The organism is Virgibacillus phasianinus, assembly GCF_002216775.1.
GTDB classification, from domain to species: domain Bacteria; phylum Bacillota; class Bacilli; order Bacillales; family Amphibacillaceae; genus Virgibacillus_F; species Virgibacillus_F phasianinus.
Genome location: NZ_CP022315.1, coordinates 3,152,386 through 3,166,428, shown reverse-complemented (window position 1 = coordinate 3,166,428; position 14,043 = coordinate 3,152,386). Strand labels below are relative to the sequence as shown.

The window sequence follows — 14,043 nt, the reverse complement described above, 5'->3', positions numbered from 1 at the left end:
AGGAGTGTTAAAATGAATATCACAAATCCGTCAAATGATAAAATTAAACAGGTTTTACAGGATTCAACGAATATAGCAGTTGTGGGTTTATCCGATAATCCCGCCAGAACATCGTACCAAATAGCAAAGATCATGCAGGATGAGGGATATACCATTATTCCAGTAAATCCGACGATAACGGAAGCATTAGGGGAAAAATCATATCCTTCTTTATTGGATGTTGATCGGCCGATTGATATCATTAATGTATTTAGAAGGTCTGAATTTTTACCTGCAATCGCTGAAGATGCTGCAAAAACAACGGCCAAGATATTTTGGGCACAATTGGGAATTGCTAATGAAGAGGCATATCAATACCTGAAAGAACGCGACTTTACTGTAATTATGGATACTTGCATTAAAGTAGCGCACTCGATGTTGATAAGATAATTGGTTCGGCCTTATCCCTGAAAAACATCAGGGATAAGGCTTTTCTTCTGCTTCAAAACGGGAACAACTTTATATTGGAAACATTAATGCTATATTATCTTTCTATACAAGCTCAAATTAATTGTAGTATACTAAATAACAGGTTCTTTACAGGAAGGGTACTACATTTACAAAAACAAACGTTTGTTCTATCATTATAGAAGATAGTGAAACAGGGTAACATGGATGCAAGAAAGGGGTAGATGGTAATTGGTTAAGAAACCATTAAAGTATACCGATGACTCTATTCAGGTTCTCGAAGGGCTCGAAGCTGTTCGAAAAAGACCTGGTATGTATATAGGAAGCACCGATAACCGCGGTTTGCATCATCTAGTTGATGAAATCGTTGATAACGCTGTGGATGAGGCATTGGCTGGTTACGGGGATAAAATAAAAGTAACGATACATAAAGACAATAGTATTTCAGTTGAGGATAGCGGACGTGGTATCCCAGGTGGAATGCATAGTTCTGGAAGACCTACCATTGAAGTAATCTTTACGGTATTGCACGCTGGCGGTAAATTTGGTCAGGGTGGGTATAAAACAAGCGGGGGTTTGCATGGCGTTGGTGCTTCGGTAGTTAACGCACTCTCTGAATGGTTGGAAGTCACGAGCTACCGTGATGGGACGAAATATTTCCAGCGGTTTGAAAACGGTGGTATCCCCGCAGGAACTGTGGAAAATCAAGGGACGACCAGGAAAAAAGGTGCAGTTATTCACTTCAAACCTGATCCGGCGATTTTCTCCGCAACAGTATATAATTTTGAAACGTTATCCGAAAGACTTCGAGAAGCTGCCTTTCTATTAAAAGGTTTAAAAATCGAACTGGTGGATGAACGGGAAAACAATCATGAAATATATGAGTTCCCGGATGGTCTGGAGTCATTTGTTGCTTATTTAAATGAGGAAAAAGATACACTGCATCAAGTTGTATCTTTTGAGGGTGAACAGCAGGGTATTGAAGTGGACTTTGCTTTTCAATTTAATGATGGCTATTCAGAAAGTATGCTGTCTTTTGTAAACCATGTGCGGACTAGAGATGGCGGAACCCATGAATCCGGGGCAAGAACCGCCATAACCAGGACTTTTAATGAGTATGCCCGTAAACTTGGTATTATCAAAGAAAAAGATAAGAACCTCGAAGGAACGGATATCCGTGAAGGATTTACTGCAATTGTCTCTGTTCGTATACCGGAAGAAATATTGCAGTTTGAGGGACAAACGAAAAGTAAGCTTGGAACCTCTGAAGCTAGATCAGTTGTAGATGCTATTGTTTCAGAAAAACTCTCCTACTTTCTGGAGGAAAATCCTGATAATGCTGGATTATTAATTCGCAAAGCGGTAAAGGCAAAAGAGGCTAGAGAAGCTGCCCGCAAGGCACGTGAAGATGCACGTACTGGAAAGAAAAAAAGACGAAAGGACTCATTGTTAAGCGGAAAACTGACCCCCGCTCAGTCTAAAAATCCGCAAAAAAATGAGCTTTATTTAGTCGAAGGAGACTCTGCAGGTGGATCAGCTAAACAAGGACGCGACCGTAAATTTCAGGCAGTTCTGCCACTTAGAGGTAAGGTAATCAATACGGAAAAGTCAAAATTAGAAGATGTCTTTAAGAATGAAGAAATTTCAACCATTATCCATACCATAGGAGCAGGAGTTGGTGGGGATTTTGATTTAAAAGATGTGCAATATGATAAAATTATTATTATGACCGATGCCGATACGGATGGAGCCCACATCCAGGTTCTATTGCTGACATTCTTTTATCGGTATATGAAACCATTAATCGAGGCCGGAAAGATTTATATTGCATTGCCGCCATTATATAAAGTTTCAAAAGGTAAGGGGAAAAATGAAAAAATCGAGTACGCATGGGAAGATGATGAACTAAAAAGTGTCCTAAACAAGTTTAAAAACGGATATACAATTCAACGGTACAAGGGCCTTGGTGAAATGAATGCTGAACAGCTATGGGAAACTACCATGGACCCAGATACGAGAACATTAATCCGAGTGACGCTTGAGGATCTGGCAATAGCCGAACGACGAGTTACCACCCTGATGGGCGATAAAGTAGAACCGAGACGTAAATGGATTGAAGGTAACGTTAAATTCGGAATGAACGAAGATGAAAACATATTAGAAAATGATAAAATTCATACGTAATAAAGGGGGGTGACATTATTGTCACAGCCAGAGAAATATTTAGACCTGCCACTTGAAGAAGTGATTGGTGATCGTTTTGGTAGATACAGTAAATACATTATTCAAGAAAGAGCACTCCCAGATGCTCGAGACGGCCTTAAACCGGTACAACGCCGCATTCTATATGCAATGTACGAAGATAAAAATACGCATGACAGTAACTTCCGCAAGTCAGCTAAAACTGTCGGTACGGTAATTGGTAACTACCACCCTCATGGTGATTCTTCTGTTTATGAAGCAATGGTTCGGTTGAGCCAGGATTGGAAAGTTCGAAACGTACTAATTGAGATGCACGGGAACAACGGTAGCCTTGATGGTGATCCCCAGCAGCAATGCGCTATACGGAGGCAAAATTATCAAGTATCTCTTCTGAATTACTTCGTGACATCGACAAACAAACCGTCGACTTCATACCAAACTTTGACGACACAAATGACGAACCAACCGTATTACCAGCAAAGTTTCCGAACTTGCTAGTGAATGGTTCGACAGGGATTTCATCTGGATACGCTACAGACATTCCTCCACATAACTTAGTTGAAGTTATTGATGCAGTGATTATGAAAATTGATAATCCATCTGTCACCGTACAGGATCTAATGCAGGTAATGAAAGGGCCGGATTTTCCTACCGGTGGAATTATTCAAGGTATTGATGGAATTGTTAAGGCCTATGAGACAGGAAAAGGGAAAGTTATTGTTCGTGGTAAAGCTGAGGTTGAACAAATTCGTGGTAATCGGGAACAAATCGTTATTGACGAAATTCCATTTGAAGTAAATAAAGCAAATATGGTTAAAAAAATCGATGAGCTACGAATTGATCGAAAGGTAGAGGGAATCGCCGAAATACGTGATGAAACAGATCGGACAGGACTTCGCATTGTAATTGAGCTCAAGAAAGATGCGAATAGTGAAGGTGTTCTACACTACTTATATAAAAATACCGATTTACAGGTAACCTATCATTTCAACATGGTAGCTATTAAAGATAAAACACCAAAACTATTATCTTTACCGCAGATGCTTGATGCCTATATTATGCATCAAAAAGAAATAGTCACAAGACAAGCAGCTTTTGAACTTAAAAAAGCAAATGAACGCTCACATATTGTTGAAGGATTGATAAAAGCTATCTCTATTTTAGATGAGCTGATTGCCACGATTCGTGCGTCCAAAAATAAAGCAGATGCCAAAAGAAGGATTATTGAGGCATATGACTTTACTGAACCACAAGCGGAAGCAATTGTGATGCTGCAACTTTATCGATTAACCAATACGGATATTACTTCTTTGGAAAAAGAAGCCGAAGCGTTAAGAAAGAAAATTGCCGAGTTAGAATTAATTCTTGGCAATGAAAAAAAATTATTTCAAACCATTAAAAATGATCTCAAAAAGTTAAAAAAGACATATGGAGATACAAGGAAAACCAAAATAGAAAATAATATTGAAGAATTAAAAATAGATATAGATGTGATGGTCGCAAGTGAAGATGTATTAGTTTCCACGACCAGGGACGGTTATATTAAGCGGACAAGTCTGCGGTCGTATTCCGCCTCAAACGGGGAGGATATGGCTATTAAGGATGATGATTACGTAGTTGGGTTATTTGAATTAAACACAACGGATAATATCCTTTTGTTTACAAATAAAGGGAAATACTTGTATCTGCCTGTACATCAGCTTCCAGATATAAGATGGAAGGATATTGGCCAGCATATATCAAATATTGCCACTTTGGAAAAAGATGAAACCATTGTTAATTGCATACCAGTAAGACAATTCAACCAGGAGCAATATGTCATTTTCTTCACCAAAAACGGCATGGTAAAACGAAGTGAATGGCAGCTTTATAATGCCCAGCGTCATTCTAAAGCATTGGTTGCGCTGAACTTGAAAAAAGAAGATGAAGTTGTTAATGTATATTTGACTAATGGGCATTCAGATGTCTTTATTGCAACTAACACCGGATACGGATTATGGTACCATGAATCCGAGGTTAACGCTGTTGGGCAACGAGCCTCCGGTGTCAAAGCAATTCAATTGAAGGAACAAGAGTATGTTGTCAATGGACAAGTTTTTGATGATTTATCTGATCCCTCTTTACTAATCGTTACACAGCGGGGGGCCTGCAAGCGCATGAGATTAAGTGAGTTCACGAAAACCAGCCGTGCAAAACGGGGGCTGATGATGTTACGTGAGCTTAAGAAAAAGCCTCACCGAGTTCGTGGTTTCTTTGTTATTGATGAAAAAGATACCGTTTCGTTTAAAACAACTAAGGGAGAACAGCAAACCGTTTATCCATTGGATTTATCGTTAAGTGACCGCTTAAGTAATGGATCCTTTGTGATTGATACCGATAACCAGGGTGAAGTAACGGAAGTATGGAGAGTAGCAAGCTACAGAAAACCATTCGAAGAGGAAGAATAGATTAGTGATAAAGGCAGCTTCCATTTTTGGGGGCTGTTTTTGCTTCATATAAATAATATACTGTTTTACTGGCGGTGTAACGTATAGTAATGCCTTCACTGAATGAAGTTTTGCTTTATATAATCTGAAAAATATGATAAGGTAATAATGGAGCGTTGGAAGGAGGGGTTATAACGGATCTACGTCAAAGGATAATTCAGGCTTCTTTACCTTTATTTGAAAAACAAGGTTTCCATGGTGTGACAGTTAATCAGATTGTAGATGATGTTGGAACTTCTAAGGGAGGATTTTATCATCATTTTACATCAAAAGATGAATTACTCTTCGTTATCCATGACACATTTATTACATATGTTCTTGAGAAAGCGATGGTGGCGAATGAAACGTATAAATCGCCAACTAAAAAGCTGCAGGCAATTGTGAAAGATTTTGTTAAAGTATTTGATCTTTATAAGCCGCATATTTCCGTTTTTTATCAAGAAACCATTTATTTAAAACCGCAATATGAGCATTTAATAAAGAAAAAGCGTGACCAATTTAAACAGATTATTTCAAAAGCTATCAGTGAGGGAAAAGATGCGGGGGAATTCCGTAATGACCTTCCAGTTGAAATTACTACAATGGCAATATTGGGTATGGTTAATTGGACATACAAATGGTATAGGCGGAAAGGAACCAAGACAATTGAAGAAATAGGCGACATATATGTAGATCTTATCCTGCATTCTGTTTTACGAGTTGAAACATTGGAAAGTACCTCATATCGTGATGCGCTAATAGAAGAATCTTTTTTTACCACATGAAAGTAATCGCTTTCATTTTTTAATAACGCACACAGACCAACTAGTCGGTCTTGGTGATAGATTACTAGGAGGAAGATAAATGAATTTTGAATTAACAAAAGAACAGCTTATGATTAAAAAAATGGTACGTGATTTTGCTGAAGATGTGATAAGACCCCGCGCAATTGATATTGATGTAAAAGCTGAGTTCCCAGAGGATATTTTTAAACAGATGGGCGAATTAGGATTACTTGGTATTCCATTTCCTGAAGAATACGGAGGATCTGGCGGTGATACCATTTCCTATGCCCTAGCTGTGGAAGAAATTGGCCGAGTATGTGGCAGCACTGGATTGAGCTATGCTGCAGCTATCTCACTGGGTGCTAGTCCAATCTATTATTTTGGAACAGAGGAACAAAAGAAAAAGTACTTAACACCTTTAGCAGAAGGAAAATCACTAGGTTCATTTGGCCTAACAGAACCAAACGCAGGATCGGATGCAGGTGGTACAAAAACAACCGCCGTATTAGAGGGTGATGACTATATAATTAATGGTGAGAAATGTTTTATTACCAATGCAAGCTACGCAGCGACTATTATTGCTACTGCTGTTACTGGCAAGGATGACCGCGGTAAAAATATCATTAGTGCAATCATCGTTCCGACTGATACTGACGGTGTAACCATTACAGATAACTATGACAAGATGGGCGTGCGTGGTTCGAATACTGCTGAAATTGTATTTGATAATGTCCGTGTGCCTAAAGAAAACCTATTAGGTGACCCGAATAAAGGGTTTAAACAATTTTTGCATACATTGGATGGCGGCCGTATTTCCATAGCAGCTTTATCTCTTGGGATCGCACAGGGCTCTCTTGACAAATCCCTGGCATATGCAAAGGAACGTAAACAGTTTGGTAAATCAATTTCTAACTTCCAGGCAATTCAGTTTAAACTGGCGGATATGTCAATGGAAATAGAATTGGCGCGTAATATCATTCATAAATCCGCCTGGTTAAAGGATCAAGGGAAACCTTTTACAAAGGAATCAGCTTATGCGAAATTATATGCAAGCGAAACCGCAGCCAGAGCAGCTAATCAGGCAATTCAGATTCATGGAGGATATGGTTACATGCGTGAATATGAGGTAGAACGTTACCTGCGCGATGCTAAACTTATGGAAATTGGAGAAGGTACATCTGAGGTGCAACGGATGGTAATTGCACGGCAATTAGGACTATAGAATGCGGTTGAAAGGGGAAAATTCATGTCTTTATTAGACCTAACTGTAGGAGAATTATTAGAGAAACAAGTGAATTTATATCCAAATCAGGAAGCTGTAGTATATCCAGAGCTTAACCTTCGGAAAACATATCAAGAATTCGATAAAATGGTTAATCAGACCGCTAAAGGATTTATGTCACTCGGAATAAAAAAAGGGGAAAACGTAGCGATTTGGGCCGATAATAAACCAGAGTGGATTACTTCGCAATTTGCTACTGGAAAGATGGGTGCGGTTTTAGTAACTGTAAACACGAGCTACCAGGCCAAGGAGCTGGAATATTTATTAAAGCAGTCTGAATCGACAACGCTTATAATGGCAGAATCCTATAAAGGGACCAATTATGTGGATGTTTTAAAACAGATTTGTCCAGAACTGAAACTTGCCGACAAAGGTCAGGTGCAATCTTCTAATCTCCCTCACTTAAAAAATATTATTGTATTAAGTGATGATACATTTGGCTATGCGTATAACTGGAATGAAATCATAAAAATGGGTGACGGAGTATTGGATAAGGAATTCGAGGAACGAAAGGCTTCACTAAATCCTAACGATACAATCAATATGCAATATACTTCCGGGACCACAGGTTTTCCAAAAGGGGTTATGCTAACTCATCATAATATTGTAAATAACGGGAACCAAATTGCTGATTGCATGAAACTGACGAATAAAGATCGTTTATGTATTCCTGTTCCATTTTTTCATTGTTTTGGATGTGTGTTAGGAATACTGGCTGCGGTTTCGAAAGGCGCTACCATGGTTCTGCTCGAGCAGTTTGAACCTGAGCGAGTTATGAAAGCTGTTTCTGATGAGAAATGCACAGGTCTACATGGTGTTCCGACTATGTTTATCGCGGAACTTAACCATCCACGTTTCGATACATTCGATTTTTCCTATTTACGGACTGGCATTATGGCCGGGTCTACATGTCCGATGGAGGTAATGACAAACGTTATGGAAAAAATGGGGGCAAAGGAAATTACCATTGCCTATGGGCAGACAGAATCATCACCAGTTATTACACAGACAAAAACAGACGATCCGATTGAATTAAAAGTTGGAACTGTGGGAAAGCCTCATCCAAATGTAGAAATCAGGGTAATTATTCCAGGAACTGATGAGGAGCAACAGGTGGGTTTACCTGGAGAGCTATGTACACGCGGTTATCTTGTTATGAAAGGGTACTATAACAACAAAGAAGCTACTCAAGCAGCTATTGACTCTGAAGGATGGCTACATACCGGTGACTTGGCTATTCTGCATGAAAATGGCTATCTTGAAATAACTGGCAGAATGAAAGATATGATTATTCGCGGCGGAGAAAATATCTATCCGCGTGAGATTGAAGAATTTCTATATCACCATCCTGATGTATTAGATGTTCAGGTTATCGGACTGCCCGACAAGAAATATGGGGAAGAAGTTATGGCGTGGATTATTTTAAAGAAAAATGTAAGAACGACGGTTGATGATATTAGGACGTTCTGTCAAGGAAATATATCACATCATAAAATTCCAAAGTATATTGAATTTGTTGAAGAATACCCAATGACAGCAAGTGGTAAAATTCAAAAATACAAGTTAAAGGAACTTGCAATACAACACCTGGAATAAGGAGGAGATACAATGATCAAGAAGATTCTTATCGCCAACCGCGGAGAGATTGCGGCACGAGTAATTCGTTCATGTGAGAAAATGGGGATTTCGACTGTTGCTGTCTATTCAGAAGCAGATCAAAAGGCACCATTTGTTAAAATGGCTAATGAAAGTTTTTTACTTGGACCACCCCGGGTCAATGAAAGTTATTTAAATGTCGACAAGATAATAAGCATTGCAAAGAAGGCAAACGTAGATGCTATCCATCCCGGCTACGGATTTCTAAGTGAGAGTGGCCAATTTGTTGAAAAGTGCGATGCGGCCGGAATAACTTTTATCGGGCCAAAAAGTGAAGTCATGGAAAATATGGGCAGTAAAATTGCCGCTAGGAAGGCGATGCAAAAAGCTGGAGTACCAGTTGTCCCAGGTACAGAAGGAGCAGTTGAATCAGTCGATGCTGCGCTTGAAATTTCAAAAGAAATTGGATATCCCATTATGTTAAAAGCATCTGCTGGCGGTGGCGGTATTGGTATGCAGGTAGTTCATTCTGATGAAGAATTGGCAAAGGCATTTGACAGCAATTCAAAACGTGCTGAAACATTCTTTGGTGATGGAGCCATGTTTATGGAAAAAAAACTGGATGATGCGAGGCATATCGAAATCCAATTACTCGCTGATCAACATGGAAACGCCATCCATTTATTTGAACGTGACTGTTCCATCCAACGGAGAAATCAAAAGGTGGTTGAGGAAGCACCTTCCACATTTATTTCTGAAGGCACACGCGAGAAAATGGGTAAGGCAGCAACAGATGCTGCAAAATCAATTGGTTATACTGGTGCTGGAACCATCGAATTTCTAGTTGACGCAAATGAAAACTTTTATTTCCTAGAAATGAATACTCGTATTCAGGTAGAACATCCGATCACAGAGGAAATAACGGGGATAGACATTGTAAAAGAACAAATAAATATTGCGAATGGCGAGGTCTTATCAGTTAAACAAGATGATTTATCCATTGATGGGCATGCTATCGAGGTCAGAGTTTATGCCGAAGACCCAGTTACTTTCTTTCCGTCACCAGGTCATATTACAACATTGCAGGTACCAACCGATAATCATGTACGTAATGAGTTAGCAGTTACAAGTGATTATGATGTAACACCATATTACGATCCTATGATCGGAAAGTTAATTGTAAAGGCAAGAACGAGGCATGAGGCAATTGCCGCGATGAAAGATGCATTATCGAAATATCAAATTGATGGAATTAAAACAAACATTTCTATGCTAAAAGAGATCATGAATATCGATGAATTTATTGAAGGAAAGGCAACAACAAGTTTTGTAAACGACTATTATTTACCAATTATTAAATCAAAAACAAACTAGGAGGAATTATTATCATGGAAGAAGTAAAAGCATCAATGGCAGGTAGCGTATGGAAAATCACAGTGGCTGAAGGAGATAAAGTAACAGACGGACAGGATGTAGCAATTTTGGAATCTATGAAAATGGAAATCCCAATCCCAAGCGAAAGCGATGGAACCGTTAAAGAAATAAAAGTAGCTGAAGGAGATTTTGTTAACGAAGGGGACACAATCGCAATAATTGAATAAAGGCGTTTTTTGCCTGGAAGTGGATAACTTAAACAAACTCCTCTTTATAAAAGGCTGTTTTCTAAAAGAATGTTGTTTTTGAGACAAAACCCATAAACTGTGACACAACTAAAAATCAAGTTCAGCGCACTGAGACCGCAGCGGAAAACAAACCAGCGCATTCTTCGTTGGAAATCACTTTACTGTTATGTCACAGTTTAAACTGCGGTAAGACTAATAACAAATTTTGCGAAAACAACCCTATAAAAAAATAACAGATAGGAGGGTTGGGATTGGACTTTTCAAATAAAGTTTCGATTAAAGAAGTGGGTCCACGAGATGGATTGCAAAATGAATCAGAAATGGTACCGACTGATGCTAAAATTGAATGGATAAATATGCTTTCCGATTCTGGTACATCCTATATTGAAATTTCTTCATTTGTGCATCCAAAATGGATACCACAATTAAAGGATGCAACAGAAGTGGCAAAAAAAATAAAGCGAAATCCCAATGTTACCTATGCTGCTTTGGTTCCAAACAGTACGGGATTGGAGCGTGCATTGGAGGTAAACATTGATGAGGTTTGTCTGTTTTTATCAGCTAGTGAGACGCATAACAAAAAAAATATTAATAAATCGATTGCTGATACATTACCTGTTTTAGAAAGCGTTTCCACCGAATCAAAAAAAGCAAATAAAACAGTTAGAGGATATGTATCCACCGTTTTCGGATGCCCTTATGAAGGCGACATTGATACGGATAAGGTGATCTCCATTTGTGATAAACTGTTAACGATGGGCGTTGATGAATTATCATTGGGGGATACAATTGGGGTTGCTGATCCCGCTCAGGTTGCTAAAGTGCTAGAAGAATTGTTGCGATACTTTCCAAAAGAAAAATTGGCTATGCACTTTCATAATACCAGGGGAACAGCCCTTGCAAATGTTCTTGTTGCACTTGATTATGGGATTACGAACTTTGATAGCGCTGTTGGCGGTCTCGGTGGATGCCCATATGCTAAAGGTGCCTCTGGAAATCTTGCTACAGATGACCTGTTATACATGCTCCATCGCATGGGAGTTGTAACAGGTATTAACGAAAAAAATATTATTGAAGCGGCTTTATATATAGAAAAGTATGTTAAAAATCTATCAAGCAATCAAATGAAGATATTAAAAAGTGAGCGCTAACTAAGGAGAATGCACATGTCAGAGCTTATTTCTTATGAAAAAATTGACGACCATATAGCCCTTCTTACGCTAAATCGGCCCGAAGCTGCTAATGCGATGTCAAAGGCGTTATTAAATGAGTTAAACAAACGAATTGATGATATTGAGCGGGATTCCTCTGTTTATTGTACAATTATTACCGGGGCTGGTGAGAAAGCATTCTGCGCCGGTGCGGATCTTAAAGAGCGTAAGGGTATGTCAGAAAGTGAAGTTATTCAAGCAGTTCGCTATATTGGGGAAACAGTGTCCCGCGTAGCAGCTATGAAAATGCCGGTTATCGCCGCGCTAAATGGTGTCGCTTTTGGCGGCGGGTTAGAACTTGCACTTGCCTGTGATATTCGGATAGCAATTAACACTACTAAACTAGGTTTAACGGAAACGTCGCTGGCAATTATTCCTGGAGCCGGCGGAACACAGCGCCTTACACGGCTAATCGGATTAGGGCAGACAAAACGCTTGATATATACTGGTAAGCCGGTTTCTGCCGATGAAGCTTTACATATTGGTTTGGTCGAATTTTTAGCCGATCCAAACAGTCTGCTGCCTGAAATAACTGAAATAGCAAGGCAAATAGCAAAAAATGGACCAATTGCCTTAAAACAAGCAAAAACCGCAATTGACAAAGGAATACAGACAGATATCGATACAGGCCTAGCAATCGAGCACCTTTGTTATAAAGAAACCATCCCGACAGAAGATCGGCTAGAAGGACTGACTGCCTTTAAAGAAAAAAGAAAGCCAGTCTATCGAGGGAAATAGACAATAGCTTGGTAAGCCATAAAGACAGACTAAAGCAGGAGGTAACACATGTCATATGTAGAAGATTTACAAAAACGAGTGGAAAAAATTGAAAAAGGCGGTCTTGAAAAATACCACCAAAAGAATGAAGAAAAAGGAAAATTATTTGTTCGTAAACGTCTAGAACTTTTATTTGACGATGATTTGGATGTGGAAGATGCATTTTTTGCCAATTGTATGGACGATTCCCTACCTTCTGATGGGGTTGTAACTGGAATAGGCCAGATTAATGGTGAATCGGTATGTGTAATGGCAAATGATTCCACAGTTAAAGCCGGTTCATGGGGTAAAAGAACAGTAGAAAAAATTATCCGCATTCAGGAAACAGCTATGAAGTTAGAATTGCCAATGTTTTATCTAGTTGATTCTGCTGGTGCAAGAATTACCGACCAAATTGAAATGTTCCCTGGCAGAAGAGGGGCGGGGAAAATATTCCACAACCAAATTAAATTATCTGGACGCGTACCACAGGTTTGTCTGTTATTCGGACCATCCGCTGCCGGCGGGGCATACATTCCTGCATTCTGCGATATAGTAGTAATGGTTGATGGTAATGCTTCCATGTATTTAGGTTCTCCTCGCATGGCTGAGAAAGTAATCGGTGAAAAAGTTACACTTGAGGAAATGGGTGGGGCCAAAATGCACACCTCGGTATCTGGGTGTGGCGATGTTTTGGCAAAAACAGAAGAAGAAGCGATTGCTTATGCTCGCAAATACATTAGTTATTTCCCGGCCAGTTTTAAAGACAAACCAAAGGTAATGGATCAGAAAGAAGTTAAAGAATTTGAGAAAACAATCACGGACTTAATACCTGAAAACCAAAATGCTCCATTTAATATGTACGATTTTATTGATCGTATTATCGATGAGGAAAGTTTCTGTGAAGTGAAGAAAAAATTTGCACCTGAGCTGATTACCGGACTAGCACGAATTAATGGTAAATCAGTAGGTATTATTGCCAATCAACCAAGGATGAAGGGTGGGGTGCTATTCCCGGATTCCGCGGACAAGGCTGCGAAATTCATTCAGTTGTGTGACGCATTTAACATTTCATTGCTATTTTTGATGGATATTCCAGGATTTATGATTGGAACAAAGGTAGAAAGAGCAGGAATTATTCGACATGGAGCAAAAATGCTGGCATCCATGAGTGAGGCTACTGTTCCTAAAATTTCAGTAGTTGTAAGAAAAGCTTATGGAGCCGGTCTTTACGCGATGGCAGGTCCAGCATTTGAGCCGGATTGCTGTATTGCTTTACCCACAGCGCAGATTGCTGTAATGGGTCCTGAAGCCGCAGTAAATGCAGTGTATGCAAATAAAATAGCGGAACTGCCTGAAGAGGAACGTGCCGCATTTATTAAAGAAAGACAAGCAGAGTATAAAGATAATATTGATATATATCGGTTGGCGTCTGAATTAGTGGTTGATGCAATAATTGAACCTGAAAAATTAAGAAGTGAACTAGTGACTCGATTTAATATGTACGAATCAAAACGCACCACGTTTACCGAAAGGAAACACGGCGTATATCCAGTATAATGAACAAAAAGGGCCTTGATAGCATAGTATGTATCAAGGCCTTTAATCTGCACTAATACAATATGTGGAATTTATTATAATTTTATTATGTAAACCAATTGAGTAAGGCGACTTAAT

Annotated in this window: 10 protein-coding genes and 1 pseudogene; all 11 read left to right on the top strand. The window is 39.2% G+C overall.

Annotated elements, in window-relative coordinates; translation table 11 throughout:
- Positions 1–12: 12 nt before the first annotated feature.
- The 11 genes and pseudogenes from CFK37_RS15310 (at position 13) to CFK37_RS15260 (ending at position 13,926) form a co-directional block, all read left to right on the top strand.
- A complete protein-coding gene (locus CFK37_RS15310; protein WP_089062685.1) occupies positions 13–429 on the top strand; it encodes a CoA-binding protein in 417 nt (138 codons plus the stop codon).
- Between the two features lie 249 nt (positions 430–678).
- Positions 679–2,631 (top strand): DNA topoisomerase IV subunit B, encoded by a 1,953-nt coding sequence (parE, locus tag CFK37_RS15305; protein ID WP_089062684.1) that lies wholly within the window; start codon positions 679–681, stop codon positions 2,629–2,631.
- 18 nt (positions 2,632–2,649) lie between these two features.
- Positions 2,650–5,096 (top strand): annotated as a pseudogene (gene parC, locus CFK37_RS15300) (DNA topoisomerase IV subunit A).
- Positions 5,097–5,266: 170 nt separating this feature from the next.
- The gene (locus CFK37_RS15295) at positions 5,267–5,899 is read left to right on the top strand and encodes a TetR/AcrR family transcriptional regulator (protein ID WP_089063677.1); all 633 of its coding nucleotides are present in this window, start codon (positions 5,267–5,269) and stop codon (positions 5,897–5,899) included.
- Positions 5,900–5,978: 79 nt separating this feature from the next.
- Complete coding sequence (locus CFK37_RS15290) at positions 5,979–7,121, top strand: acyl-CoA dehydrogenase (protein WP_089062683.1); 1,143 nt, start codon at positions 5,979–5,981, stop codon at positions 7,119–7,121.
- Positions 7,122–7,145: 24 nt separating this feature from the next.
- Positions 7,146–8,777 (top strand): AMP-binding protein, encoded by a 1,632-nt coding sequence (locus CFK37_RS15285; protein WP_089062682.1) that lies wholly within the window; start codon positions 7,146–7,148, stop codon positions 8,775–8,777.
- Positions 8,778–8,789: 12 nt separating this feature from the next.
- Positions 8,790–10,151, top strand: a complete 1,362-nt coding sequence (locus CFK37_RS15280; protein WP_089062681.1) for an acetyl-CoA carboxylase biotin carboxylase subunit — start codon at positions 8,790–8,792, stop codon at positions 10,149–10,151.
- Between the two features lie 14 nt (positions 10,152–10,165).
- Positions 10,166–10,378 carry an acetyl-CoA carboxylase biotin carboxyl carrier protein subunit gene (locus CFK37_RS15275; protein ID WP_089062680.1) on the top strand — a complete coding sequence of 71 codons (213 nt, stop codon included), beginning with the start codon at positions 10,166–10,168 and terminating at the stop codon, positions 10,376–10,378.
- Between the two features lie 272 nt (positions 10,379–10,650).
- Positions 10,651–11,550: a hydroxymethylglutaryl-CoA lyase gene (locus tag CFK37_RS15270; RefSeq protein ID WP_089062679.1), complete on the top strand. Its 900-nt coding sequence runs from the start codon at positions 10,651–10,653 to the stop codon at positions 11,548–11,550.
- A 15-nt stretch (positions 11,551–11,565) separates the two neighbouring features.
- Positions 11,566–12,348 carry an enoyl-CoA hydratase gene (locus CFK37_RS15265; protein ID WP_089062678.1) on the top strand — a complete coding sequence of 261 codons (783 nt, stop codon included), beginning with the start codon at positions 11,566–11,568 and terminating at the stop codon, positions 12,346–12,348.
- Between the two features lie 48 nt (positions 12,349–12,396).
- Positions 12,397–13,926, top strand: a complete 1,530-nt coding sequence (locus CFK37_RS15260; protein ID WP_089062677.1) for an acyl-CoA carboxylase subunit beta — start codon at positions 12,397–12,399, stop codon at positions 13,924–13,926.
- The last annotated feature ends 117 nt before the right edge of the window (positions 13,927–14,043 follow it).